Origin of the sequence: Serinicoccus chungangensis (assembly GCF_001483745.1) — a bacterium.
GTDB lineage: Bacteria > Actinomycetota > Actinomycetes > Actinomycetales > Dermatophilaceae > Ornithinicoccus > Ornithinicoccus chungangensis_A.
In genome coordinates this window covers 75,809-101,200 of the sequence record NZ_LQBL01000002.1, presented here as the reverse complement: position 1 = coordinate 101,200, position 25,392 = coordinate 75,809, and the positions used below count along the sequence as shown (strand labels likewise).

The window sequence follows — 25,392 nt, the reverse complement described above, 5'->3', positions numbered from 1 at the left end:
TCGACCGCCTGCCGGAGCACCTGTCGACCTGAGGCGCCGCCGCACGGAGTCCGCGGCCCCGCCCGGGGCGTCGACTAGCATGACGGGCATGCCGCTGACGTCCCTGCTCCCCGCGTCGTGGCAGCAGTCCTGGCGCAAGCGCGAGGTGCTCGACACCTACGTCTTCCCGGTCCAGGGCCCCCGTCCGGAGGCCGATCCGTCCCGGACCCTCGAGGACGCGACCGAGGCCGTGCTGGACCAGATGCGGCGCGACTACCCCGACGACCTCAACGAGCGCAAGCACCGGCTGCTCGTGGAGCGGCTGCAGCACCCCGCGGACCGCACCCTCGTCATCCGGGACGAGCACGGTGAGCCGTGCGGCTACTGCCACCTCACCTACGGCGACACCGAGAACGCCCGGATCCACCTGCGGCTGCGGGTGTCTCCGCGCGAGGCGTACTTCTGGGACGACCACGTCTTCGTCGCCCACCGGCGGCGCGGGCTGCACGCCTTCTCCATCGCGCGTCGGCTGGAGCTCCTCGCCGAGGAGGGCAGGGTGCAGGGGGTGACGATGATCTCCCGCAAGAACACGGCGTCCCGCGCGTCGTATGCCGCGTTCGGGGCCCGGCGCACGCGGCAGCACGTCTTCCTCAAGGACCGCGGACGCACGCTCACCGTCCCGACTTGGGTGGAGATCCCCGCCCGATGATCGAGACGTCGATCTGCCGGACCACCGAGGACCTGGCGGCGCTGCGCGAGGAGTGGGAGGCGCTGAAGCGGCCGGGGGAGTCCTACTACACGAGCCACCGCTTCGTCTCCGCCTGGTGGGAGAGCTACCGACACGCGCCCGGCTACCGGCTGCACGTGGTGCTGGTGCGCCAGGAGGGACAGCTCGTCGGGGTGGGTCCGTTCGCCTTCCGTCCCGAGAAGCGGGAGGGCGAGCCGGTGACGGTCCTGCGCTGGGCGTCCCACGGCGACTACCTGTCCGTGCTCCACGCCGCCGGCCCGTCCGTGGCCAGCCCCCAGACGATCTCGGGCCACGTCCTCGCCGAGCTGGACCGCGTCGTGGAGGACGGCGAGGCGCAGGTGGTGCAGCTGACCGGCATACCGTCCGAGTCGGCGTTCGCGTGGCACGTCCGCACCTCCCAGGTGCACCACCGTCGGCTCGCCTTCCTCATCGAGAACCCCTGGATCGACCTGCGTGAACCCTGGTCCGCGCCGTCCCACACCGGCAAGTACCTCCGCAAGCTGCGGCGGGAGCACGACGTGCACCTGCACACCTTCACCGGCGACGAGCACGGCATCCTCGACCGGATCGCCGAGGTGCACCGCGCGGAGAAGAACCACCTCATCGAGACGCACGCGCGCTCCGAGCGGCACTCGCTCTACGACGACGACCGGCGGACCGAGCACATCCGTCAGGTGTTCACCACGACCGAGGACGCGCTGACCTTCGCCTTCCTCGACGGCAAGGACCCGGCGGCCGGTCGCGTGCTGGCCTACCGCACCGTCTTCCGGGACGGCCGACGGCTGCTGTCGTGGAACAGCGCCTACCTGCCCGAGTTCGAGCGCTACCGGATGGGCAAGGTCCTCCAGCTGGCCATCCTGGAGTACGTGACCGAGCACGACCTGGCCGACGAGTTCGACCTCGGGGCGGGGAAGTACCCGTGGAAGTTCGAGTGGACCCCGCACCAGCGCCCCACCTACCGCTACCTGCACAAGCCGCTGCGACCGAAGGCGGCGTCCAAGGGGAGCGCGAAGGTCTCGACGAAGGCCACCCCGCAGGTCGCCCCGGACTCGTCGGGGAAGGGTGGAGCGACGGACCCTGCGCCGACGAACCCTGCATCGGCGGAGGTGAGTCACGGTGCGGCAGCCCCGGCGGGGTCGACACCCGGGGCCCAGGGAGGTGCCGAGTCACCCGGTCAGGTGACCGCACCCGCGAGCCCGGTCGGCCCGCGCTGGCGCCAGGGCGTGCGGCGGGGCGTCCGGTCCACGATCCGCAGGCTCCCGGAACCCGCTGCGCAGCAGGCCAAGCGGATCGCTCGGACGCGGCGCCTGACGCGGGCGGTGATGATCTGGTACGTCCCCCACCCCGACGACGAGTCGATCTTCATGGGCGGGGCCATCGCCTCCGAACCCGACCGGAGGCACATCCTCGTGCTGCTCACCCCGGGGGAGGGGTCGCAGGCGATCCACAGCCTCCGGCGCCGACTGGGGCGCGACATCGGGCTGGACGAGTTCGTCGCGGCACGGGACCGGGAGTTCAGTGCGGCGATCGAACGCCTGGGGGTCGTGCGCCGCGACGTGCACCGGGTGGGGCTGCCCGACGGCGGCATCACCGAGGACTCCGTGCTCGCCGTGATCCGCCGCCACGCGCGCCGCCACCCGGGCGCCGCTCACCGCACGATGAGCTATCTCGACCCGCACACCGACCACGCCACGGCCGGGCGCGCGCTGCGCCGGGCGCACGAGCTCGGGATCGTCGACGACGCGAAGTTCTTCCTGCCCGTCCCGCAGGTCGTGGACGAGCGGGCCGACCGGGTCGTCCTCGACGAGCCCGCGCGGCAGGCCAAGAAGGCTGCGCTGGCGGAGTACCGCCGCTTCGACCCCGACCACGGCAGGTATGCCATCGGTCGGCGCAGCGTCAGCGAGCTCGTGACCTTCCACCACCGCACGCCGGACGAGCGGGTGCACGGCCCCGACCTGGACTGACGCCGATCCCGGCAGCCGACGGCGGGGTGGGGCGTGCATACGTCTCTGTGGATAACTTCTGCGGCCGGGGGCGGCAGCGACCTAGTCTGCGAGACATGAGACGCCATGGCCCGGGAGGACTTCCGCTCATCATCGTGGACGGGTATGCCGTGGCGCCCGGCGCAGAGGTGGAATCGCTCCTCGATCTGCTGCCTGGTCTGGTCCTGGATCAGCGCGCCTTCGGGCCCCGACAGCTCATGGTCGCCTTCGCGGCGGTCGACGGCAGGTTCCTCGCGCTGCTGCATACGTCCCGGACGGACCCGAGGCGGAGCGGGCTCGAGGCCTGCCTGCTGCACTTCTGGAGCTTGGGGCTCTCCGACAGCGACATGGTCGCGGCAGTGGTCTTGTGCGACGAGCCGGTGGAACAGGGGGAGTCCGTCGATCTCGCACCCTTCCTGACCACCTTCGAGACGGCGAAGGGGCTGGCGGCTCGACACCGCGTCCATCTCGTGGACTGGGTCAGCTGCGACGATGACGTCTACCGCTTCGCTCGCCTCGGCAGCATGGATCCGACCACGGAGCCTGGCTGGTGGGACGTCCCTCAGTAGGTCACCAAGGGCCGGCCCCGCTCTGCGGACCACGCCGTCACCGCAGGTGCTCGGCCCACCAGTCGAGGATGTGCTCGAAGCGCTGCTGTCGGTGGCGCGGCTGGCCGCTGCGGGAGAGCTCGTGACCTTCGCCCGGGAAGATCAGCAGATTGGTCGGCACACCGTTGCGCTTCAGGCGGGCGAACAGGCGCTGCCCCTGCTCCAGGGGGCACCGGAAGTCCCGCTCGGAGTGAATGATCAGTGTCGGGGTGGTGATGTTGTCGGCCCAGGTCAGCGGCGACTGCTCGTGCTGGTAGGCGCCGGCATACTCGTCGGCGAAGAACCAGCCGATGTCGCTGGTGCCGGCGAAGGAGTCCCAGGCGTTGACGGCCCGCTCGCTGATCGCGGCGGTGAAGCGGTCGCTGTGACCGACGAGCCAGGTCGTCATGAGACCGCCGTAGGAGCCGCCCTGGACGCCGAGGCGTGAGCTGTCGAGCCCGTGCAGGGTCAGCGCGTGGTCCAGCAGCGCGGTGAGGTCGGCGACATCGACCGTGCCGATCGCCTCCTTGACCGCCCGCCCGTGGCTCGCGCCGTACCCCGCACCACCGCGCGGGTTACCCATGACGACGGCATACCCCGCACCCGCGAGCACCTGCGCCTCGTCGAAGAGGTTGCCGGAGTACTGCGCGTAGGGGCCGCCGTGGATCATGAGGATCACCGGGTGGCCCGCCTTGCGACGTGCCTTCGTGGTGGGCCGGAACAACCACCCGTGGACGGGGTAGCCGTCCCCCGAGGTCGCCTCGAGCTCCTCCGGTTCGATGGCCGCGGCCGAGCCGGTGAGGTGCTGGGCCAGCTCGGTCCGCTGGGTGAGCGGCTCGCTGCCGCGGCCCACGAAGAGCTCGGAGTATGACGTGCGCGTGCCCGCGACAGCGACCGTCACGTCGCCACCGGTCGCCAGCGCATCGACGCTCACGTGGCCGTCGAGAACGACTGTGCCGGAGGGGAGTTCGCGTACCTCGGTGTCGCCGCGCCGCTCGAAGGCCGCGATGACCCGGCCGTCGTCGGCGATGACGGGTGAGCAGGCGAGGTGGTCGTCCTCGGCGTCCGTGAGCGCCACGCCGGGGCCGTCCAGGCGGCGCAGGACGGCATTGTGGGCCACGAAGTCCTGGAGGGACGGGCCGAGGTCGTTGGCGCCGTAGACGGCCGTGCCGTCGGTGCCGACGGTGAGGCTGCCGACGGACCCCGTCCCGTCGGTGTGGCGGCGGAATCCCTTGCCGCGCAGGTCGATCGAGCACACGTCCCGCACGAGGGTGTCGGGCCTCCAGGTGCCCCGCCGGTCGCGGGAGGCGAGGAAGGCGACGCGGGTGCCACCGTGCAGGAAGACCGGTGCCGTGTCGTCGCCGGCGCCGTGGGTGAGCTGGGTGCTGGTGGGGATCGCCTCGGGCGCAGCCGGGTCGTGGGGGTCGGTGACGTCGGCGTCCTCGACGGGGGCGAGGTCGAGCAGGAAGATCGCGCTCGGTCGGTCGAGCACGTAGCCGAGACCGTCCGCGAGGTAGGTGCTGTGCTCGATGAGGCGCGGCGCCTCCTGGTCGGGCTTGACCTCCGTGTCGGTGCCGTAGCGACCCTCCTCGGGCACGCGGGCGGCATACACGATCTGGCTGCTGTCGGGGGACCAGGAGTAGGCGCCGACACCGAGCGGCTGGTCGGTCAGCACGCGTGCGTCGCCGCCGTCCGTGCTCATGACGTGCAGCTGGGCCGGGCCGTCCTCGGAAGCGCGGAGGAAAGCAAGCCGGGTGCCGTCGGGGGAGTAGCGGGGGGCGGAGTCGCGGGTGCCGTGGGTGAACCGGGTCAGCTCGGCGTCCTCGACCGTGAGGTCCAGGCGCCACAGGCTGGTGCGGTAGCGGTTGTCCTCCCCGTCGGGCCGACTGAGGACCACGACGGTGTCTCGTCCAGCGGGGTGGACGGTCGGGGAGGAGAGGGTGCGGATCAGGGTGAGGTCGCCAGGTTTCACCCGAACGAGCCTACGCCGCAGCGTCCGAGTCGCCAGTGGGGGCATCGGCGCAGGTGGGAAGGTCTGTCAGTCAGTGGTCGTACAGTTGTTCGCATGAAGGGGAATCGCGGGGGCGAGGGTCCGTCGGGCGGTGGCCGGGACCCCAGGACGAGGGGCGTCGAGCCGGGGTGCGCCGGTGCCATCGACGAGGTGAGCCGTGGCCTGGACCGCGCCGTGGTCGCTCTGAGCCGGCCGGCGCTGTTGCTGGAGCAGGAGCTCTCGCAGGTGCTGTCCGGCCTCGACACCGCGCTGGCACGGATTCAGTCGCTCCTGGTGACGGTGGCGCGGGAGGCCATCACGCGGGGACTGCACGTGGGTTCCGGGTTCTCCGTCATCGACTGGGTAAGGAGTCAGTGCCCCGGGTTGTCGACCCGTGAGGCCGCCGAGGTGGCGACCGTGGCCCGGGCCGGCCAGGAGCAGGTCCACCAACCCCTGCTCGACGCGGTCGAGCGTGGGTCGGTGACCGTCTCGCGCGCCGCGTCGGTGCTGCGGGCGCTCGGGCGGATCCGACCAGCGGTGGGGGAGTCGGAGTATGCGGAGGCGACCGAGCTCCTCGCCGCTGCTGCCGGTGATGACCGCTTCGACGACAAGGCTCTGACCAGGATCACGTCGAAGCTCGTGGCGTCCTGCCTGTCCGAGCGCGAGCAGGTCGCCCGGGAGAAGGCTCGACACGAGCTGCGCGACCTGCACGAGTCCTCGCTCGCCGACGGGTCGGTGCGTCGCTTCGTGCTCACGGTCGGCGATGACGCCGACGTCGCGACGATCCAGGCCATCCTCCGCTCGCCGTTGGCAGCGCCGGTCACAGCCACGGGTGACGGCGGCGACCCGACCGCGACCACGTCGACGACAGATTCGACGGCAACGGCGACGACGGCGACGACTGCGCCAGGGACGTCAGCGACGACTGCACAAGGGGTGACGGCGACGACTGCACCAGGGATGACCGCGATGCTGGACACGCGCACACCGGGTCAGCGCAGATATGACGCTTTCATGACGGTGCTCCGTCGAGGGGTGGCCGGCAGTGAGGGTCAACCGACCACGCCCAAGGCTCAGGTCATGGTGACCATGGCCCTCGACGAGCTCACCGGTGCCCTGCGTGGCGCGGGGCTCACCGTGCACGAAGGCACCCTGAGCGCCGGTCAGGTGCGCCAGCTCGCGTGCGAGGCCGACCTCATCCCGGCCGTGCTCGGCGAGCAGGGCGAGATCCTCGACCTCGGGCGCGCCCGCCGACTGGTCACCCCGGGGCAGCGACGAGCCCTCGCTCACCGAGATCAGGGGTGCACGTTCCCGGGGTGCCACGTGCCGGCGACCTGGTGCGATGCGCATCATGTCGTCCACTGGGCCAGGGGCGGACGATCGGACCTCGCCAACTACGCCTTGCTGTGTCCCAGGCACCACACGTGGGTCCACCAGCACGACGCCACGGCCCAGGTCGACGCCACCGGTGTGCGCTGGAAGCTGCGATGATCCCGCCCCGCACCCGGCCCAGGAGGGCCGGGTCATGGGGCTGCGATCGAGCCGGACTTGCCGGCTGTGACTCGATGTCCGGGCCCGGAGGCTGCGCCGTCAGGCCGATGTCGCGCCGGGGCGGTCGAGGCGTTCCCAGGTGACCCACGCGACCACGGCGTCGTCACCGGAGCCGGGCTGGCGAGAGACCACGCGCCATGCCGAGGGGTCGACAGGGGGAAAGCGGGTGCGGCCTGTCGGCTCGAGATCGACCTCGGTGAGGATCAGGCGTTGGGCATGCTCGATGGTCTGGGCATAGATCTCACCGCCACCGACGACGAAGACCTCGCCGTCCCCGGCCATGAGGAAGGCCTCCGCGAGGGAGTGCGCCACCTCGGCGCCGGGAGCCGACCAGCCGCGCTGCCGGGTGACCACGATCGTGCGTCGGCCCGGCAGCGCGCGGCCGATGGAGTCCCAGGTGCCTCGACCCATGAGCAGGACTCCGCCCATCGTGGTCTGCTTGAAGAACCTCAGATCAGTGGGGAGGTGCCACGGCATCGACGACCCGTCGCCGATGACGCCGTTGCGACCGACCGCGGCCACCAGGGTCAACGACTGGCGGAAGCCGTGGAGCAGCAACGAGCCCCGTCTTCCCTCCCGCAGCGCGTCGAGGGCGAGACGTTCGTGCGGGACCACGGCGTCGGGCAGCTCATCCAGCGGCCACCAACGCAGCTCGGCGGCTCGGTGCGACTCGGCCACGTGCGGCTCTCCCGTCCAGGTGGTCGCGGTGACGAAGACGTCGACCCGCTGCTCGACCGGGTCCGGGAGCGCGCAGGTGCGGTGCACCGTCGCGAGGTAGGACAGCTCGGACTCCGCGAGGGTGATGCCCATCTCCTCCGACGCCTCGCGGACGCCCGCCTGCAGGAAGGACTCACCCGGCTCGACGTGCCCGGCGGCCCCGCACGCCCACCACCCGTCCATGTAGGGCGTGCCCTGGCGCAGCTGCAGGAGCACCTCGGTGCCGGACCCGCCCTCGCGCTGCAGCACGACATACGTGGCGGGCACGAGCCTGGAGTCGGGGTGCCGGTCCTCGCGGTCGGGCGCAGGCGCGCCCGCGGGGCCTGCGCTCATACGGCGATCGGTGCCTTGATCGTGGGTGCGGCGACGTAGTCGCGGACCTCGACGTCCTCGATCTCGAACCCGTCGATGTCGCGGACCTCAGGGTTGAGCCACAGCGTCGGCAACGGGCCGGGGGTGCGCGTCAGCTGCTCGGCCGCCTGGTCTAGGTGGTTGGTGTAGAGGTGTGCGTCACCCAGGGTGTGGACGAAGTCCTTGGCTCGCAGGTCCGTCACCTGCGCCACCATGTGCGTGAGCAGGGCATAGGAGGCGATGTTGAAGGGCACGCCGAGGAAGGTGTCGGCGCTGCGCTGGTAGAGCTGGCACGACAGCCACCCCCGCTGGTCCTCGTCGTCGGCGGCCGCGGGCGCGACGTAGAACTGGAACATCGTGTGGCACGGCGGGAGCGCCATGTCGTCGACGTCGGCGACGTTCCAGGCGCTGACGATGTGTCGACGCGAGTGGGGGGTGGTCCGCAGGCCCTCGACCAGCCGCTGGATCTGGTCGATGGTCTGCCCGTCGGCGGTCGGCCAGGACCGCCACTGGTGGCCGTAGACCGGACCGAGGTCGCCCTGCTCGTCCGCCCACTCGTCCCAGATCGTGATCCGGCGCTCCTGCAGCCAGCGCACGTTGGTGTCGCCGCGGAGGAACCAGATGAGCTCGCCGATGATCGAGCGCAGGTGCAGCTTCTTGGTCGTCAGCGCCGGGAACCCCTCGGTGAGGTCGAAGCGCATCTGGTGCCCGAAGACCGACAGCGTGCCCGTCCCCGTCCGGTCGTCCTTGCGGACCCCCTCGCGGCGGATCCGCTCCAGGAGGTCGAGGTATGCCTGCATGCGCCACACCCTAGACGAGGGCGGGGACACACCATCCCGGTCCGGATATCCTCTCTCGCCATGAGCCACCCTCATCCCGAGCTGTCCGCGCCCCCGCCGCTCCCGGACGGGGGCGTCCGCGTCATCCCGCTCGGGGGGCTCGGTGAGGTGGGCCGCAACATGGCCGTCATCGAGCACCGCGGCAAGCTCCTGGTCATCGACTGCGGCGTGCTCTTCCCCGAGGAGCACCACCCCGGGATCGACCTCATCCTCCCCGACTTCACCGCCATCGAGGACCGGCTGGACGACGTCGTCGCCGTCGTGCTGACGCACGGGCACGAGGACCACATCGGCGCCGTCCCCTACCTCCTGCGGCTCAAGCCCGACATCCCGCTGGTCGGCTCCCAGCTGACCCTCGCGCTCGTCGAGGCCAAGCTCAAGGAGCACAAGATCACCCCGCTCACCCTCGGCGTGACCGAGGGCGGGCGCGAGCAGCTCGGCCCGTTCGACTGCGAGTTCGTCGCCGTCAACCACTCCATCCCCGACGCCCTGGCCGTGTTCATCCGCACCTCGGGCGGCACGATCCTGCACACCGGCGACTTCAAGATGGACCAGCTGCCGCTGGACGGCCGCATCACCGACCTGCGCGCCTTCGCCCGGCTGGGGGAGGAGGGCGTGGACCTGTTCATGACCGACTCCACCAACGCCCACGTGCCGGGCTTCACCACCCCCGAGCGGCAGATCGCCCCGGCCATCGAGCGGGTCTTCCACAACGCCGCCCGCCGCATCATCGTGGCCTGCTTCTCCTCGCACGTGCACCGCGTCCAGCAGGTGCTCGACGCGGCCGAGGAGTCGGGTCGCAAGGTCGCCATGGTCGGGCGCTCGATGATCCGCAACATGGGCATCGCCGCGGACCTGGGCTACCTGCGCATCCCGGACGGCGTGCTCGTCGACCTCAACCGGCTGACCCGGCTGCCCGACGACCAGCAGGTGCTCGTCTGCACGGGGTCTCAGGGCGAGCCCATGGCGGCCCTGTCCCGCATGGCCGGCGGCGACCACAAGATCGACGTGGGCGAGGGCGACACCGTGCTGCTCGCCTCCTCGCTCATCCCCGGCAACGAGAACGCCGTCTACCGCGTCATCAACGGGCTGACCCGTCGCGGGGCGGACGTCGTGCACAAGGAGAACGCGCTGGTGCACGTGTCCGGGCACGCCAGCGCCGGCGAGCTGCTGTACTGCTACAACATCGTGCGCCCCCGCAACGTCCTGCCGGTCCACGGCGAGTGGCGGCACATGGTGGCCAACGCCGACCTCGCCGTCCAGACGGGTGTGCCCCGCGACAACGTCGTCATCGCCGAGGACGGCGTCGTCGTCGACCTCGTCGACGGCCAGGTCCGCATCGCCGGTGCCGTGGACTGCGGCTACGTCTACGTCGACGGGTCGCTCGTCGGCGCGGCGGACGAGACGATGCTCAAGGACCGCAGGATCCTGCGCGACGAGGGGTTCGTCACGATCATCCTCGTCCGGGACGCCTCCTCGGGGGCGATCGCGGCCGGGCCGGAGATCCAGACCCGCGGCTTCGCCGAGGGCCAGGACGTCTTCGAGCGGGTCCGCCCGAAGCTGGTCGCGGCGCTCGAGGAGGCCCAGCGCACCGGCACCCAGGACAGCTACCAGCTGCAGCAGGTCATCCGGCGCACCGTCGGGTCGTTCGTCGGCAACAAGCTGCGCCGTCGGCCGATGATCATCCCCATCGTCATCGACGCCTGAGGCAGGCCGGCCGCCGTCAGTCCTCGGGGTGGTCGGGGCGGCCGAGCCGCTTGCGCAGGCGGGCGGCCTCCTCGGCGATCTGCGCCTCGGTGGGCTCGCGGTCCAGCCGCAGCGTGGTGGCGTGGATGGCGACGCCGACGCCCCAGCCCATCATGGGCCAGACGGGCCAGTAGTAGCCCATGCCGCTGACCAGCCAGATCGCGGTCAGCAGCGTCATGATGATGACGTAGACACTCAGGTGCTGCAGGAACTCCTTGCGCTGCTGCAGGCGCTGCAGCGCCCGCTCGCGCATCTCCGGGTCGAGCTCGGTCTGCGGCCGGTAGGGCTGCAGCGGGGCGCCCCCCTCGACCGGGTCGTGCGGTCCCTGCGGTGGCTGGCTCACCGTTGCAGCGTACTCAGCACCCACCACGGCCACGACCCGCTCGCCCGTCGAGGATCCGCGCGACGTCCGGCGCCAGGCACGCACCCCAGCCGATCATGACCCAGACCGGCCAGAAGTGCCCGCCGCCGCTCACCGCCCAGACCACGACGAGCAGCCCGAGCAGCGCCAGCGCCCGCACCACCCGCAGCCGGCTCGCGGACAGGTCTGCCCGGCCGGAGGTGCCGCACCCCGAGAAGCCCGGGGGCACCGGGAACCCGCCGGGGCCGGGCAGGCCGGGCAGGGGCGTGCGGACGGGCCGCCCGGGCACCTCCTCCACGCCCCCGGTGCCGGGGGTGGGCAGCGGCGGCGGGGCGTCCGTCGCACCGGTCGCGTCGAACGGGCCGGGTCGGTTCTGCACCGGGATGGTCATGGCGGCTCCTCGCTGGTCGGACGGTATGCCTCGACGCTAGAGGCTGCGGCGTCACCACGGGTGTGACACCTGTCAGCGGGTGGCCGGGTGCCCCGTCACGAGGCGGACGAGGAGCCCCCGGTCGGGCCGCGGACGGCGTGGGACCCGTGTGACGACGGTGACCATTGGGTACCGTGCGACCGTGGCCAAGACTGCGACCTCGACCCGAGCCGGCTCCGGCGGCGCCTCCCGGCGCCCCGCGAGCCGGTCGACGACGACGAAGGGCCGTGGCTCGGCCGGCTCGGGCCGGGGCGGGCCCGCCGCCTCCCGGCCGGCCGACGGCCCCTCGCTCCCGGGCCGGGCGCTGCGCGGCATCGCCGGCGTCACCGGCGGCACGGTCCGGGCGATGACCGACACGGCCCACGACCTGGACCCCGAGCACCGGCGCGACGGCGCCGGGTTCCTCCTGCTCGCCCTGGCCCTGGTCGTGGCCCTGCGGGAGTGGTGGGGCCTGGACGGCTACGTCGGCGACGTCATCCACGTGGCGGCCGCGGGCACCTTCGGCCGGGTCGCGCTCGTCCTGCCGGCCGTGCTCCTCTTCTTCGCGGTCCGGCTCTTCCGTGCGCCCGACCAGCAGCAGGCGACCAACCGGATGAGCATCGGGATGACCGCCATCCTGGTGTCCGCCAGCGGCATCACCCACCTCGCGACCGGCAACCCCGACTACGCGGAGGGCTCGGCGGTCCTGCAGCGCTCCGGCGGCATCCTCGGCTTCATGGCCTCCTCCATCCCGGCGTCGGCGATCACCGTGACCGGGGCCTACATCGTGCTCACCCTCCTGGGCGTCTTCGGGTTCCTCGTCCTCACGCGCACCCCCGTGCACCGCATCCCCGACCGCCTCAGGGAGGTCGAGCAGCAGCTCTTCGACTCCGCCCGCTTCGACGAGGTCGACGCCGACGGCAACCCGCTGCCGCGGCGTCGCCGCGGCGCCGGTGACGTCGACGGCCCGCGCGAGGGGGACGTGCCCTTCGACCAGGCCGCGGAGGTGGACCGTGCGGCCCGGCGCGCCCGTCGTGCGGGAGCCCGCAGGGCCGCGGCCGGCGACGACGACACCGGGGAGGCCCCCCCGCCGGCGACCGGTCGGACCGCCGCGAAGGCCACCCCCCGGCCCGGGCCGAGGACGGCCCCCGCCGCGGACGCCCAGGGCGACTCCACCGACGAGATCCCCGGCCCCCGGCCCGGGCAGAAGCGGCCGGCCGCCCCCACCGCGGTCGAGAAGGCCAAGGCGGCGAAGTCCGAGCTCGAGGCCCCGCCGACGGCCCAGCTGCCGCAGCGGGTGGAGCAGCTGCAGCTCGCCGGCGACATCACCTACACTCTCCCGGAGTCCGCGCTGCTCAAGCCCGGCACCCCGCACAAGGAGCGCTCGGAGGCCAACGACAAGGTGGTCGAGGCGCTCACCGGCGTGCTCGAGGACTTCAACATCGACGCGCAGGTCACCGACTTCAGCCGGGGGCCGACCGTCACCCGCTACGAGGTCGAGCTCGGACCCGGGGTCAAGGTCGAGCGGATCACCGCGCTGTCCAAGAACATCGCGTATGCCGTCGCCAGCGCGGACGTGCGGATCCTCTCGCCCATCCCGGGCAAGTCGGCGGTCGGCGTCGAGATCCCCAACGCGGACCGGGAGAACGTCAGCCTCGGCGACGTCCTGCGCAGCCAGACGGCGCGCAACAACACCCACCCCATGGTCATGGGGGTGGGCAAGGACGTCGAGGGCGGCTACGTCATCGCCAACCTCGCCAAGATGCCGCACATGCTCGTCGCCGGGGCCACCGGCTCCGGCAAGTCGAGCTTCGTCAACTCGATGATCACCTCGATCCTCATGCGGTCGACCCCCGACGAGGTGCGCCTCATCCTCGTCGACCCCAAGCGGGTCGAGCTCACGGCATACGAGGGCATCCCGCACCTCATCACCCCGATCATCACCAACCCCAAGAAGGCCGCCGAGGCGCTCGCCTGGGTGGTCAAGGAGATGGACCACCGCTACGACGACCTCGCGGCGTTCGGCTACAAGCACATCGACGACTTCAACAAGGCCATCCGGGCCGGCAAGGTCAGCCCCCCGCCGGGGTCGGAGCGGGTGCTGCAGCCCTACCCCTACCTCCTGGTCGTCGTCGACGAGCTCGCCGACCTCATGATGGTCGCCCCGCGCGACGTCGAGGAGTCGGTGGTGCGCATCACCCAGCTCGCCCGCGCCGCCGGCATCCACCTGGTGCTCGCCACCCAGCGTCCCAGCGTCGACGTGGTCACCGGCCTCATCAAGGCCAACGTGCCGAGCCGGATGGCCTTCGCGACGTCCTCGCTGGCCGACTCCCGGGTCGTGCTGGACCAGCCGGGGGCGGAGAAGCTCATCGGCATGGGCGACGCGCTCTTCCTGCCCATGGGCGCGAGCAAGACGATGCGCGTCCAGGGGTCGTGGGTCACCGAGTCCGAGATCCACGACGTCGTCGCGCACGTCACCGGGCAGCTCAAGCCGAGGTACGTCGAGGAGGTCATCGCCGCCCCGGCCAAGAAGCAGATCGACGAGGACATCGGCGACGACCTCGACCTGCTGCTCCAGGCCACGGAGCAGGTCGTCACGACGCAGTTCGGCTCGACCTCGATGCTGCAGCGCAAGCTGCGCGTCGGCTTCGCCAAGGCGGGTCGTCTCATGGACCTCATGGAGAGCCGGGGCATCGTCGGACCGTCCGAGGGCAGCAAGGCCCGCGACGTGCTGGTCAAGCCGGACGACCTCGAGACCACCCTCGCGCTCATGCAGGGCCAGGAGCCGCCGCGTCCGGAGGTGGAGTCCGACACCGCGCCCTTCGACGCCGACCCCACCGAGGTCGCCGACGAGGACGACGTCGTCGAGCAGGAGGGGCCCGGCCCCGTGCGTGGTGACGGTGCGCCGGCCCACCCGGCCCGGCGGGACCCCCGCTACGACGGCGACCCGATCAGCGGCAGCTACGTCGAGGACGAGGAGGAGCCCGAGAGCGAGGACGCCTGGTCGCTCACGGGGCGCGACTGACGTGGCCCCCGGACGCGGCAGCTCGCTGGGGTGGGTCGCGGCCGGGACCCGGCTCTGGGAGACGACGCTCGCATCCCTGCCGGACCAGGCCCTCCGGGAGCCCTCCCTGCTGCCCGGCTGGACCCGGGCGCACGTCGTGGCGCACGTCGCGCTCAACGCCCGCGCCCTGGGCCACCTGGTCAGCTGGGCCCGCACCGGGGTCGAGACGCCCATGTATGCCTCGCCGCAGGCTCGCGACGCCGACATCGAGGAGCTGGCCCACGCCCCGGCGTCGATGCTGCGGGAGCGCTCGCGCGAGGAGGCGCAGGCGTTGGCCGAGGGGATGGGCCGGCTGGGGGAGGAGCAGTGGCAGGTCCGGGTCCGGGTCCGGCAGGGCACCGTGATCGCGGCGGACACCCTCCCCTGGCTGCGGGCGCGGGAGGTCTTCCTGCACGCGCTCGACCTGGGCGCCGGGGCCCACGACCAGGACCTGCCCGAGGTCTTCGCCCACGCCCTGCTCCGGGACGTCACCCGTCAGCGGTCCCGCGTCGAGGGCCACCCGAGCCTGGTCCTGCGCGAGGAGGGCGGCGAGGCGGGCTGGGAGGTGGGTCGTCCCGGGCCGGAGGCACCGCGGGTGGTCGGCGACGTGCGCGCGCTGGCGGCCTGGGTGAGCGGGCGACCCGTCACGCTGCCGGTCGCGGCCACCGGTGGTCGGCTGCCGCAGCTGCCGGCGTGGCTCTGAGGCCCCCTCATCCCTCCGCCGCGTCCTCGACGTCCTGCAGGAGCCGCAGGACGTTGCCGTGGGTCAGCGCGTCCAGGTCGGCGCCGGACCATCCCCGGTCCCGCAGCTCGGCGAGCAGGGCCGGGTAGGTCGAGACGTCCTCGAGGCCGACGACGACCTGCTCGGTGCCGTCGAAGTCCCCGCCCAGCCCCAGGTGCCCGACGCCGGCGACGGCGCGCAGGTGGTCCAGGTGGTCGGCCACCTCCGGGAGCGTCGCGACCGGCCGGGGGTGATGCTGCTCCCACGACCCGGCGAAGCGGGTCATCGCCGGGTGGTCGTTGGGGTCGAGCCCCGCGTCCTGGGCCGCCTCGCGCGCCTCGACCTGCCAGCGCCAGCAGGCGGGGGAGACGAACTGCGGCACGAAGGTGGCCATGCACACCCCGCCCGCAGCGGCCATCGAGGCGAGCACGTCGTCCGGCACGTTGCGGGGCGAGGGGCAGAGGGCGCGGGCGTTGGAGTGGCTGAACAGCACGGGGGCGGTCGACGCCGCCAGCGCGTCACGCATCGTCGTGGCCGCGACGTGGGAGAGGTCGACGAGCATGCCCAGGCGGTTGAGCTCGCCGACCACGCGGACGCCGAGGTCCGTCAGGCCGCCGTGCTCCGGGACGTCGGTGGCGCTGTCGGCCCACGGGGTGTTGTGGTTGTGGGTGAGGGTGAGGTAGCGCACCCCCAGCCGGTGCAGCATCCGCAGCACCCCCAGCGAGGAGCCGATGGAGTGCCCGCCCTCCGCGCCCAGCAGCGAGGCGACCCGGCCCCGCGCCATCGCCTCGCGCACCTGGGCGGCGGTCGTCGCCAGCGTGAGGTGGTCGGCATACCGCTCGACCAGCCGGTGCACGAGGTCGATCTGCTCGAGGGTGGTCGCCACGGCGCGGGCCTCGCCCGTCGAGGACGGGACGTAGACCGACCAGAACTGACCGCCCACCCCTCCCCGGCGCAGGCGCGGCAGGTCGGTGTGCAGACCACGGTCCCGCGTGGACGCGCCCAGGTCCACCTCCGGGCCCAGCTCGGTGCCGACCAGCTCGCGCAACGCCCAGGGCAGGTCGTTGTGCCCGTCCACGACCAGGTGCCGACCGCTCCAGGACCCGGGGTCCGCCTGCTCCTCCATGGGTCCATCTGACCACGCGAGGCCCCCGACGCCGGGCCGGGGGGCGGCGTCGACGGCCGCGGCACGGGGATGCCGCACCTACACTCGAGGGATGCTGGAGCCCACGCGAAGCGTCGCCGTCGTCACCCTGGGGTGCACCCGTAACGAGGTGGACTCCGAGGAGCTGGCGGGCCGCCTGGCGGCCGAGGGCTGGACCCTGGTCGAGGACGCCGCGGACGCCGACGTGGCGGTGGTCAACACCTGCGGCTTCGTCGAGCAGGCCAAGAAGGACTCGATCGACGCCCTCCTCGAGGCGAACGACCTCAAGCGCACCGGCCGCACCCAGAAGGTGGTCGCCGTGGGGTGCATGGCCGAGCGCTACGGCGAGCAGCTCGCCTCGGAGCTGCCCGAGGCCGACGCGGTGCTGGGCTTCGACTCCTACGGGGACATGTCCCAGCACCTGCGCACCATCCTCGGGGGCGGGAGCGTGCCCTCGCACGTCCCCGCCGACCGGCGTCGGCTGCTGCCCATCTCGCCCAGCGCACGGCATACCTCCAGCGCAGGGGTGGCGCTGCCCGGCCACCAGCAGCCGCGGGGGACGCCGACCCCCACCGGGGTCGAGCCGACCGTGCCCCTCGAGCAGGTCGCACCGGCCACCGGCCCGCGGGTCGTCCGCGCCCGGCTGGACGGACGGCCGTGGGCCCCGCTCAAGATCGCCTCGGGCTGCGACCGGCGGTGCGCCTTCTGCGCCATCCCCATGTTCCGCGGCGCCTTCGTGTCGCGGACGCCGGAGGAGATCCTCGCCGAGGCGGCCTGGCTGGGCGAGCGGGGCGTCAAGGAGGTGTTCCTCGTCAGCGAGAACACCACGTCCTACGGCAAGGACCTGGGTGACCTGCGCCTGGTCGACGCGCTGCTGCCCGAGCTGACCCGGGTGCCCGGCATCGAGCGGGTCCGGGTGTCCTACCTGCAGCCGGCCGAGATCCGTCCCGACCTGCTGGACGCCATGGCCAGGACCCCCGGCGTGGTCCCCTACTTCGACATCTCCTTCCAGCACGCCTCCGGGCCGCTGCTGCGCCGGATGCGCCGGTTCGGCGACCGCGATTCCTTCCTCGGGCTGCTCGAGCAGGTGCGCGCCCGCGTCCCTGAGGCGGGCATCCGGACCAACGTCATCGTCGGCTTCCCGGGTGAGACCGAGGAGGACGTCGCCGAGCTCACCGACTTCCTCGGGGCGGCTCGCCTCGACGTCGTCGGCGTCTTCGGCTACTCCGACGAGGACGGCACCGAGGCGGAGGGGTATGCCGACAAGGTGCCCGAGCACGTGGTCCGGGAGCGCGTCGAGCAGGTCGGTGCGCTCGTCGAGGAGCTGACCGCCCAGCGGGCCGCCGAGCGGGTGGGGACCCTGGTGGAGGTGCTCGTCGAGGCGGTCGAGGACGACGACGAGGAGCTCCGGCTCGTCGGTCGGGCCGGGCAGCAGGGCCCGGACGTCGACGGGGTGACCTACCTCGTCGACGAGGACGGGCGGATGCCGGCGCTCGTGCCGGGTGCCGTCGTGACGGCGCGGGTGGTGGACACCGAGGGTGTGGATCTGGTGGCATGTCCCATCGCGTCCCCCGGCAGCGAGGAGCCTGGCCGATGATCGGCCCGCACGACCCCGACGGACCCGACCTGGCGACCGCCACGGTCCCGCAGCCCGTCTCCCCCTGGAACCTGCCCAATGCGCTCACCGTCCTGCGGATCGCCCTGGTCCCCCTCTTCGGGTGGCTGCTGCTCAGCGGCGGCGGGGACGACGCGGGGCTGCGCTGGTGGGCGCTGGCTGTCTTCCTCGTGGCGATCGGCACCGACTGGGTGGACGGGCACCTCGCGCGCAGGCAGGGGCTCATCACCGCCTTCGGCAAGCTCATGGACCCGATCGCCGACAAGGCGCTCATCGGCACCGCCCTGGTCGGGCTCTCGCTGCTGTCGCAGCTGTCGTGGTGGGTCACCGTCGTCATCCTCGTGCGGGAGGTCGGCATCACGCTCATGCGCTTCGTCGTCATCCGGCGCGGGGTCATCCCGGCGAGCAAGGGCGGCAAGCTCAAGACGGTGCTGCAGGCCGTGGGGATCGCGGTGCTCGTCGCCCCGGTCGCGGGCTGGTTCCAGGACCTCGGGCTGTGGGTCATGTACGCCGCCACCCTGGTCACGGTCGTGACCGGCGTCGACTACGTCCGCCAGGCCCTGGCGCCCACGGGCAGGCCGCGGGCCGGCGGGTCGTGACCGGGTCCGCCGGGGAGCCGCGAGCCACGGCCCTGGTGCGCGACCTCCTGGAGCGTGGGGAGTCCGTGGCCACCGCCGAGTCCCTGACCGGGGGCCTGGTGTGCGCGGCGCTGACCGACGTGCCCGGTGCCAGCGGCGCGGTGCGCGGCTCGGTCGTCGCGTACGCCACCCCGGTCAAGGAGCAGGTGCTGGGGGTCGGTGACGGGGTGCTGACGGGTCCGGGGACGGTCTCGCAGGAGTGCGCGGAGGCGATGGCTCTCGGAGGGGCCCGGGTGCTGCACGCGGACTGGTGCGTCTCGACGACCGGCGTGGCCGGGCCGGGACCCAGCGAGGGCGCCCCCGCCGGCACGGTGCACGTCGCCGTCGCCCACCGGGAACAGGTGGTGGGCCACCGGGTGTTCTCCCTTCATGGTGACCGTGACCACATCAGGAGGGCGACGGTGAGCGTCGCGCTGGACCTGCTGCAGGGCTGCCTGACGAGAGGTGTGTCGGGCGGGGAAGGTACGGTAGAGGCAGCAGGTGCCGCTACGGCATCCGCGTCGGCCCCCGGGCCGGCGCGGGTCGACGCCGCGGCACCGGGCACGACCGACGCGAAAGGTGAGGAGGGATGACCATGGTGCTCCTACGACGCGAGCTCGGGGACGCCCTCCGAGAGACGCGGCAGACCCAGGGCCGGACGCTGCGTGAGGTCAGTGCCTCGGCGTCCTGCTCGCTGGGCTATCTCTCCGAGATCGAGCGGGGGGAGAAGGAAGCCAGCTCCGAGCTGCTGGCCTCCATCTGCCGCGCGCTGGACGTGCCCCTGTCCCAGATGCTCTCGACCGTCGCCGACCGGGTCAGCCTCACCGAGACCGCCGAGACGCAGATGACGACGGTCCTCACCGAGGGTCTGGCGAAGCCGATCGACCCCCGCCGGGTCGGTCGCCGCGACTCCGTGGTCTCCGCAGCCTGAGCCCGACCACGGCGCATCGCTGATGCACCTCGACATCCACCACGAGCCCGGCCGGGTCCGTATCGCCCTGACCCCGGGCGAGGGCGAACCGGTCACCCGCAAGGGTGGGCTGGCCAGGCATACCGCCTCGTTCACGGTCACCGTCGCCCCGCGCGGCGTCCACCCCGACCTGCTGGTCCTGTCCGCGGTCCTCTGCGCCCGTCCGTGGATCCGCCGCCAGACGCCGGTGACCAGCAACCTGGCGGGCAGCCCCGCCCTGGCCGCTGCCCTGGCCTCCGGTCCCGGCCTGCGGCTGGGGTCGGTGGACCCCACCCTGGCCCCGCGGCCCCGGCCGGAGCCGGGGGTGCCCGGGCTGTGCTTCAGCGGCGGGACCGACAGCGTCGCCACCCTCGCCGTCATGCCGGAGTCGACACGCTCCTACCACCTGCTCCAACGGGCGCCGGAGGGGGAGCGGCGGGCCACGATGTTCGACACCCGCGCCGCGCAGGAGTCCTGCGAGGTGGTGCGGCGTCACGGACGCCGGGTCGACGTCGTGGACAGCGACGTGGAGTACCTCCGGGCGTCGATGGGTTTCCCGCACGACTTCACCACGGCCGTCCCGCTCCTCCTCCACGCCGACCGGGACCGGCTGGACGTCATCGCCTGGGGCGCCCCGCTGGAGGCGACCTACCGGCTGCAGCGTGGTCACTACCGTGACCTCGCCGAGTCCCCCTTCGTGGCCGAGTGGGGCCCGGTCTTCGCTGCGGTCGGGCTCCCGGTGTGCGTGCCCGTCGCCGGTGTCTCCGAGCTGGTGACGAGCCGCATCGTCCACACCCATGCCCTGGGCGCGGCCGCGCAGTCGTGCGTGCGCGGCCCCCGGCTCGGCTCGCCGTGCGGGCGGTGCGCGAAGTGCGCCCGCAAGACGCTGCTGGCCGGCGCCGTGACCGGGCGGTGGCCCTCCGCGTCGACGCTGGAGCGCCAGTGGCGTGGCGCGGAGCCGCGGGCCCACCTGCTCGCCGACCCGATCAAGGTGGAGCCGGTGATCGCCCACACCGTCCACCGCTACCTCACCGACGGCGGTGACAGCACGGTGCTGCGCCTCGTCGCCGACAAGGTCGGCCCGGACCCGCTGCCGTGGCTCTCCCGGTCGTTCGACCCAGCGCTCGAGCTGGTGCCGCAGCCCTACCGGGACGAGGTCTCGGACCGGCTGCACCGGGTGGCTCCGTCGATGAGCCCCGCCGAGGAGCAGGTCGTGCGTGACTACGACGTGCGGGGCGAGGACCGCCGCGCGGCGCAGCAGGCCCTGGTCGAGTGGTTCGAGGCCCACCCGCCGCAGGAGCGGTGGTCCCGGATCCGGGGCCGGGCGCGTCGGGAGTCGCGGGCCCGGGCGCGGCTGGCCCGCGAGGCGGCGCGCCGCCTCCTGCCCGGCACCCGGGCCCGGGCGGGTCAGTAGGTCGGCCGCCGCCCGTGGCCGAGGGGTGACTGCGGGCGCCCGTCGTCGGTCGGGGCGCGACCACCCTGGCAGTGCGGGCACGAGAACATCACGCGTTCCTGCGGCTGACGTCCGATCGGCGCCAGCCGGATGGTCGTGCCGCAGCGCTTGCACGGCAGCCCCATGCGCCCGTGCACCCAGGCGTCGTCCTCGTTGACGTCACCCCGCCCGGTGATGGTCGTCCGACCCGCGCGGCAGCTGACGACGAGCAGCCGGCGGGCCAGCGCGAGCAGCTCGCGCACCTGGTCCTCCGCCAGCTCGCCGACGGGCGTCCACGGGTTGATCCCGAGGAGGAAGAGCGGCTCGGCGGTGAAGATCGTGCCCATGCCGGCCACGTTGCGCTGGTCGAGGCAGGCCTCGGTGATGGTGCGCGTCGGGTCCGAGCGCACGTGGTCGAGGGCGAGCTCGGCGTCGTACGCGGGGTCCAGCAGGTCGGGGCCGAGGTGGCCGACCACGCGGTGCTCCTCGCTGGTGCGCACCAGCTCGAGCATCCCCAGGGAGTCGCCCACCGCGACCCGGCGCCCGGTCCACACCAGCATACGCACGGTATGTCGTCGCCCCAGCGCGTGCCGGCGCGCCACCGGGTGGACGCGCCAGGACCCCTCCATGCGCAGGTGGCTGTGCACGGTGACGTCTCCCTCGACCCGGTGGAGCAGGTGCTTGCCGCGGGGCACGACCTCGAGGGTGCGGCGTCCGGACAGGTCGGCCGTCGCGTGCGCCGGGACCCGCACGTCGGAGCCCTCGAGCACCTCATCGGCCAGGGCCTGGTGCAGCCGTCGGGCCGTCCGCCAGACCGCGTCGCCCTCAGGCACCGGCGAACCCCACCCCGAGAGAGGTGCCGATGCTGATCACCGCGGCAGCCGGCGCGGCGGTGAGCGGCCCTCGTCCCCCGCCGGCGGTGGTCGGGGCGTCGGCTGCGGGCAGGGTGGCGTGGGGCTCGACGGAGAGGGCGGCGGCGGCGCCGTCGTTGACGAGCACCTCGACCCGGACCGGGCGCGCGAGGCGGTCGGACAGCTCGGTCGACAGGGTGTCGCGAGGGTCCGCGCCGGGACGGGCGAGCGTCCCGTAGGTCTGGTCGTCGTCGAGCCGGCCGTCGACGACGTAGTTGGCGACGGCCACCCTGACCCGCAGCGGCCCGAGGCTCCCGGGAGCGGGCAGCACCGTGCGGCACGCGGCCGCCACGAGGTCCAGGAGGGCGTCGGGCGACGGCCAGGTGTCCGTGTCGAACGGGTGCCACGGCACCGGCACCGTGGCCGGGGGGCCGAGCGCGCCGTCGCTGACCGTCGCCGCCATGATGCTGGAGTGGCCGAGGTCCAGGACGAGGACGGGCCCGTCGTCACCGCCCGCGAGTCCGTGGAGGCAGGCGTGAGCGGGATCCTGCGCCACCTCGGCCCGGTGCGCACGCACCCCCGGGTCATCGGCTGCCCTGACTCCCAGCTCACCGGCCACGACACCACCGCACAGAAGGACGCGGGACGCCGAGGACCACCTGGCCCAGTCGGCGTCGTCCCACTCGGGGCGGGCGTCGCGGTCGACGTCGGTGGGCTCGCGCAGGGTCCGCAGGAGGTGTGACAGGGCGTCGACCCAGGCCCCGGCGACCTCCTGCGCCCACGGGTCCCCGGCGAGCAGGGCACGGTCGAGCGCCTGCAGCGGCGCACCATCCGTCCCGGCGCCGGCCTCGGACGCCGCGGCCCGGACCGTCGAGGACAGCCCGGTGGCGCCGAGCACCCGTCCGGCGGGTCGCCCGTGCCAGGGCGCACCCGGGCGCAGCAGCACCGTCCGGTTCAGGCCGGTGCGCCGGGTGATGTCGGGTGCCCTCACGTGCCCAGTCTCTCCTCCGCCGTGGTCGGCCGCACGCGGACCGGCTCCGGGAGGTGCAGGCGTTCCCCCGACCAGTCCTCGCGCAGCCACCGGTCGTGGCTGGCGACGACGACCGCGCCCGGATAGGCGGGCAGGGCGAGCTCCAGCTCGGAGACCAGCAGCAGGGACAGGTGGTTCGTCGGCTCGTCCAGGAGCAGCAGGTCCGGTGGGTCGGCCAGGACCACGGCGAGGTCCAGACGCCGCCGCTGGCCGACCGACAGCTCCGCCACCGGTCGGTCGAGGTCGCGGTCGGCGAGGAGTCCGAAGCCGGCCAGCGGCTGCCGGGCGGCGCGCTCGTGGCCCACCCGGCGCGCATACTCGGCCCGGGCGGTGTCGCGCGTCGGGTGCGGCATCGGCTCCTGGGACAGCAGACCGACGCGGAGGCCGGGCGCCCGCATCACCCGCCCGGACGTCGGGAGCAGGGTGCCGGCCAGCAGCGCGAGCAGCGTGGACTTGCCGGAGCCGTTGGCGCCGGTGACGAGCAGTCGCCCGTGTGCCGGCACGACCAGGGACAGAGGCGCGAGCCTCCGGCGCAGGCCCACGTCGGTCGCGCGGAGCACCGGGCCCCCGCCGGCGGGTCCCCCCGCTGCGCCCTCCGGTGACCCGAGCCCTCGGAGACGCAGCCGGTCGGGCGGGCGCCGCACCTGGTCGCGCTCGAGCTGCTCGAGGGCGGCACGGGCGTCGTTGACGCGTCGCGCCACGACCCTGGCGTTGCGGTCGGCGTAGAACTTCGCGCTGGCGCGGGCCTCGGTGCGTGGGCCGCGGTCGGCGTGGCCGACCGTGTGGTCGTCGGCGACCTTGCGCCGCAACCGGGTCAGCTCGGCCTGCTCGTCGCGGTACCGGCGCACCCAGCGACGCCGGTCCTCCCGGCGCTGCTGCAGGTATGCCGTGTAGCTGCCGGTGTACCGGGTCAGCCCGTATCCCGAACCGGGCGAGTCCTCGTCGGCGGCGACCCGGGCGTGCGGCACCGGTGTCGGGTCGAGGTCCAGCACGGTGGTGGCCACCTCGTCCAGGAAGGCCCGGTCGTGGCTGGCCAGCAGCACCGGCCCGGACCAGGAGCGCAGCAGGTCCGTGAGCAGCGCGGTGCCGGCGTCGTCGAGGTGGTTGGTCGGCTCGTCGAGCAGCAAGGTGTCGGGCGAGCGCAGCAGCGTCCAGGCGAGCGAGAGCCGGGAGAGCTGACCACCGGACAGCTCCCCGGCCCTACGGCCTCGGGGGAGGGAGGCCAGACCCAGTCCGTCGACCACCTGGTCGGCGCGGTGCTCGACGTCCCAGGCCCCGTGCCGCCGGGCGTCCTCGAGGGCGGCGTCGAGCGCGACCTCGGCGCCGGGCTCGGCACGGCCGAGGGCCTCGCCCGCGCGCTCCACCCGTGCCGCCAGCTCCCGCACCGCGACGGTCGCGTCCTCCAGCACCTCGGCGACGGTGAGCGCCGGGCTGAACGGCACCTCCTGGTGGTGCAGGCCGACGGTGCCGGGGGCCTGGACCCGACCGGTGTCCGGCCGGGTCAGGCCGGCGACGATCCGGAGCAGGGTCGACTTGCCGGAGCCGTTCTCGCCGATGAGGCAGGCCCGTCCGCCGGAGGGCACGACGAGCGAGACGTCGGTCAGCACCCGACGGGTGGGGAAGGACATGGACACCCCTTCCACCCGGAGGTGGAGCGGGCCGGCGGCGTCGCCGGAGGGCAGGTGCGAGGTCGTGGACATGGGTCTCCCGGGGCAGCTGGGGCGGGCGGGCGCGCTGCGGAGGGCAGCCTCAGGAGATCCACATGAGGCCGAGCCTAGGCGTTCCCCTCCGCCCGGCGCGACCGGATAGTCGAGGTCCGCAGACCGTCCAGCTCCGCGCGCAGCCCGCCCAGGGCGGTGCGGGTGTCCTCGTCGTCGTCGTGGGGGCCGCGGAGCCAGGCGCTGTAGGAGCCGACCTCGCCCAGCTGCCACTCCAGCCGGAAGAGGTGCAGCAACGCCGGGTCGTGGGGGATCGCGGAGGCATAGCCCGCGACCACGTCGCGCTCAGGAGGCGCGAGGCGCAGCGTCTCCCAGTCCAGCAGCAGCAGGCGACCGTCGTCCGCCCGCCACAGGTTGTGCACCCCGGGCTCGCCGTGGGTGGGCACGTAGGTGTGGGGGTCGAGACGCTCGACGAGCCGGAGGTAGTCCGCCAGGCCACGTCGGACGTCGGCAGCCCCTGCCCGGACGGCGTCTCGCGCCGCCTCGCCCAGGGGACCGTCCGTCCACGCGCTGCGGGTCCACTCCGAGAGGTGGTCCACCAGGTCTGGTCCGACCGAGGGCTCCCAGGTGAGGATCCCCTCCGGCGGCCGGCTCGCATGGAGGTCGGCCAGGGCCCGGACCGCCTCCGGCCCGAGCGATCCTGGTCGGTGGCCGGGCACCCACGACGTCAGGCTGAGGCTGCCGTCACCGGCGCGGCTGGTGAACCTGCCGGTCGAGGTCCGCACGCACGGATGGACGAACGCGAGGGTCTCGCCCAAGGAGGCCGCGGCGGCATACGTCGCCTCCAGGGTCGCCGCGGAGTGCCACCACGGAGGGTCGAGGCTGACGAAGTAGCCGGGCTGGGGGTGTCCATCCCCGCCGGGGACGTCGGCGCGCCAGTGCCAGGCCCCGAACCCGACGGCCAGGTGCTGCACGCCGACCACCCGGCTGTCCCACAGGGAGCGGACCTGGCTCAGGACCTGGTCTGCCGTGACGCTGCGGGGTGGCTCGTGCACCACCCCAGGCTAGGGGG

General features: G+C 73.3%; 22 protein-coding genes. 12 read left to right on the top strand and 10 right to left on the bottom strand.

The annotated features are described in order from the left end of the window. Positions 1-88 precede the first annotated feature (88 nt). The 3 genes from AVL62_RS00705 (at position 89) to AVL62_RS00695 (ending at position 3,278) form a co-directional block, all read left to right on the top strand. Positions 89-688, top strand: a complete 600-nt coding sequence (locus AVL62_RS00705; RefSeq protein ID WP_058889772.1) for a GNAT family N-acetyltransferase — start codon at positions 89-91, stop codon at positions 686-688. Next, complete coding sequence (locus tag AVL62_RS00700; protein ID WP_058889771.1) at positions 685-2,691, top strand: GNAT family N-acetyltransferase; 2,007 nt, start codon at positions 685-687, stop codon at positions 2,689-2,691. The genes AVL62_RS00705 and AVL62_RS00700 overlap by 4 nt, the downstream gene beginning before the upstream one ends. A gap of 134 nt (positions 2,692-2,825) precedes the next feature. Further along, on the top strand, positions 2,826-3,278 hold the full coding sequence (locus tag AVL62_RS00695; RefSeq protein ID WP_058889770.1) for a hypothetical protein: 453 nt from the start codon (positions 2,826-2,828) through the stop codon (positions 3,276-3,278). Between the two features lie 37 nt (positions 3,279-3,315). Here the strand turns inward: AVL62_RS00695 and AVL62_RS00690 are convergent, their stop codons facing one another. Then, positions 3,316-5,268: an alpha/beta hydrolase family protein gene (locus AVL62_RS00690; protein WP_058889769.1), complete on the bottom strand. Its 1,953-nt coding sequence runs from the start codon at positions 5,266-5,268 to the stop codon at positions 3,316-3,318. Between the two features lie 93 nt (positions 5,269-5,361). On the opposite strand from AVL62_RS00690, the gene AVL62_RS00685 reads away from it, so the two are divergent. Further along, positions 5,362-6,777, top strand: a complete 1,416-nt coding sequence (locus AVL62_RS00685; RefSeq protein WP_058889768.1) for an HNH endonuclease signature motif containing protein — start codon at positions 5,362-5,364, stop codon at positions 6,775-6,777. A gap of 99 nt (positions 6,778-6,876) precedes the next feature. Here AVL62_RS00685 and AVL62_RS00680 read toward each other — a convergent pair whose 3' ends face one another. Continuing rightward, complete coding sequence (locus AVL62_RS00680; protein ID WP_058889767.1) at positions 6,877-7,887, bottom strand: dihydrofolate reductase; 1,011 nt, start codon at positions 7,885-7,887, stop codon at positions 6,877-6,879. Continuing rightward, a complete protein-coding gene (locus AVL62_RS00675) occupies positions 7,884-8,705 on the bottom strand; it encodes a thymidylate synthase (RefSeq protein ID WP_010147828.1) in 822 nt (273 codons plus the stop codon). The genes AVL62_RS00680 and AVL62_RS00675 overlap by 4 nt, the downstream gene beginning before the upstream one ends. A gap of 60 nt (positions 8,706-8,765) precedes the next feature. On the opposite strand from AVL62_RS00675, the gene AVL62_RS00670 reads away from it, so the two are divergent. Next, positions 8,766-10,451 (top strand): ribonuclease J, encoded by a 1,686-nt coding sequence (locus AVL62_RS00670; protein ID WP_058889766.1) that lies wholly within the window; start codon positions 8,766-8,768, stop codon positions 10,449-10,451. 16 nt (positions 10,452-10,467) lie between these two features. On the opposite strand, the gene AVL62_RS00665 is transcribed toward AVL62_RS00670, so the two are convergent. Both AVL62_RS00665 and AVL62_RS00660 read right to left on the bottom strand, forming a co-directional pair. Next, complete coding sequence (locus AVL62_RS00665) at positions 10,468-10,833, bottom strand: 2TM domain-containing protein (protein WP_058889765.1); 366 nt, start codon at positions 10,831-10,833, stop codon at positions 10,468-10,470. 13 nt (positions 10,834-10,846) lie between these two features. Further along, entirely contained in the window at positions 10,847-11,242 is a 396-nt protein-coding gene (locus tag AVL62_RS00660; RefSeq protein ID WP_058889764.1) for a hypothetical protein, read from the bottom strand. A gap of 385 nt (positions 11,243-11,627) precedes the next feature. On the opposite strand from AVL62_RS00660, the gene AVL62_RS00650 reads away from it, so the two are divergent. Both AVL62_RS00650 and AVL62_RS00645 read left to right on the top strand, forming a co-directional pair. Beyond that, a complete protein-coding gene (locus tag AVL62_RS00650; RefSeq protein WP_058889762.1) occupies positions 11,628-14,285 on the top strand; it encodes an FtsK/SpoIIIE family DNA translocase in 2,658 nt (885 codons plus the stop codon). A 1-nt stretch (position 14,286) separates the two neighbouring features. After that, complete coding sequence (locus tag AVL62_RS00645; protein WP_058889761.1) at positions 14,287-15,006, top strand: maleylpyruvate isomerase family mycothiol-dependent enzyme; 720 nt, start codon at positions 14,287-14,289, stop codon at positions 15,004-15,006. Positions 15,007-15,013: 7 nt separating this feature from the next. Here AVL62_RS00645 and AVL62_RS00640 read toward each other — a convergent pair whose 3' ends face one another. Next, the gene (locus tag AVL62_RS00640) at positions 15,014-16,150 is read right to left on the bottom strand and encodes a dipeptidase (RefSeq protein ID WP_058889760.1); all 1,137 of its coding nucleotides are present in this window, start codon (positions 16,148-16,150) and stop codon (positions 15,014-15,016) included. 91 nt (positions 16,151-16,241) lie between these two features. Between AVL62_RS00640 and rimO the strand changes: the two genes are divergently transcribed. Genes rimO through AVL62_RS00615 form a run of 5 tightly spaced genes read left to right on the top strand, consistent with a single transcriptional unit; the run spans position 16,242 to position 20,763 of the window. Further along, positions 16,242-17,765, top strand: coding sequence for a 30S ribosomal protein S12 methylthiotransferase RimO (gene rimO / locus AVL62_RS00635; protein WP_058889759.1), 1,524 nt, complete (start codon positions 16,242-16,244; stop codon positions 17,763-17,765). Next, a complete protein-coding gene (gene pgsA, locus AVL62_RS00630) occupies positions 17,762-18,382 on the top strand; it encodes a CDP-diacylglycerol--glycerol-3-phosphate 3-phosphatidyltransferase (RefSeq protein WP_058889758.1) in 621 nt (206 codons plus the stop codon). The genes rimO and pgsA overlap by 4 nt, the downstream gene beginning before the upstream one ends. Next, positions 18,379-18,993 (top strand): CinA family protein, encoded by a 615-nt coding sequence (locus AVL62_RS00625; RefSeq protein WP_058889757.1) that lies wholly within the window; start codon positions 18,379-18,381, stop codon positions 18,991-18,993. The genes pgsA and AVL62_RS00625 overlap by 4 nt, the downstream gene beginning before the upstream one ends. 2 nt (positions 18,994-18,995) lie before the next feature. Then, positions 18,996-19,331, top strand: coding sequence for a helix-turn-helix domain-containing protein (locus AVL62_RS00620; RefSeq protein WP_058889940.1), 336 nt, complete (start codon positions 18,996-18,998; stop codon positions 19,329-19,331). A 22-nt stretch (positions 19,332-19,353) separates the two neighbouring features. After that, entirely contained in the window at positions 19,354-20,763 is a 1,410-nt protein-coding gene (locus tag AVL62_RS00615; protein WP_058889756.1) for a DUF6395 domain-containing protein, read from the top strand. Here the strand turns inward: AVL62_RS00615 and AVL62_RS00610 are convergent. The 4 genes from AVL62_RS00610 to AVL62_RS00595 all read right to left on the bottom strand — a co-directional run bounded on the left by AVL62_RS00610 (position 20,757) and on the right by AVL62_RS00595 (position 25,375). Next, positions 20,757-21,614 (bottom strand): DNA-formamidopyrimidine glycosylase family protein, encoded by an 858-nt coding sequence (locus AVL62_RS00610; RefSeq protein ID WP_058889755.1) that lies wholly within the window; start codon positions 21,612-21,614, stop codon positions 20,757-20,759. The genes AVL62_RS00615 and AVL62_RS00610 overlap by 7 nt on opposite strands. Continuing rightward, the gene (locus AVL62_RS00605) at positions 21,607-22,623 is read right to left on the bottom strand and encodes a hypothetical protein (protein ID WP_058889754.1); all 1,017 of its coding nucleotides are present in this window, start codon (positions 22,621-22,623) and stop codon (positions 21,607-21,609) included. The genes AVL62_RS00610 and AVL62_RS00605 overlap by 8 nt, the downstream gene beginning before the upstream one ends. After that, entirely contained in the window at positions 22,620-24,362 is a 1,743-nt protein-coding gene (locus tag AVL62_RS00600; protein ID WP_153011589.1) for an ATP-binding cassette domain-containing protein, read from the bottom strand. Before AVL62_RS00600 ends, AVL62_RS00605 begins: the two co-directional genes overlap by 4 nt. A 74-nt stretch (positions 24,363-24,436) precedes the next feature. After that, the gene (locus AVL62_RS00595) at positions 24,437-25,375 is read right to left on the bottom strand and encodes a phosphotransferase (RefSeq protein ID WP_161937810.1); all 939 of its coding nucleotides are present in this window, start codon (positions 25,373-25,375) and stop codon (positions 24,437-24,439) included. Positions 25,376-25,392: the final 17 nt, after the last annotated feature.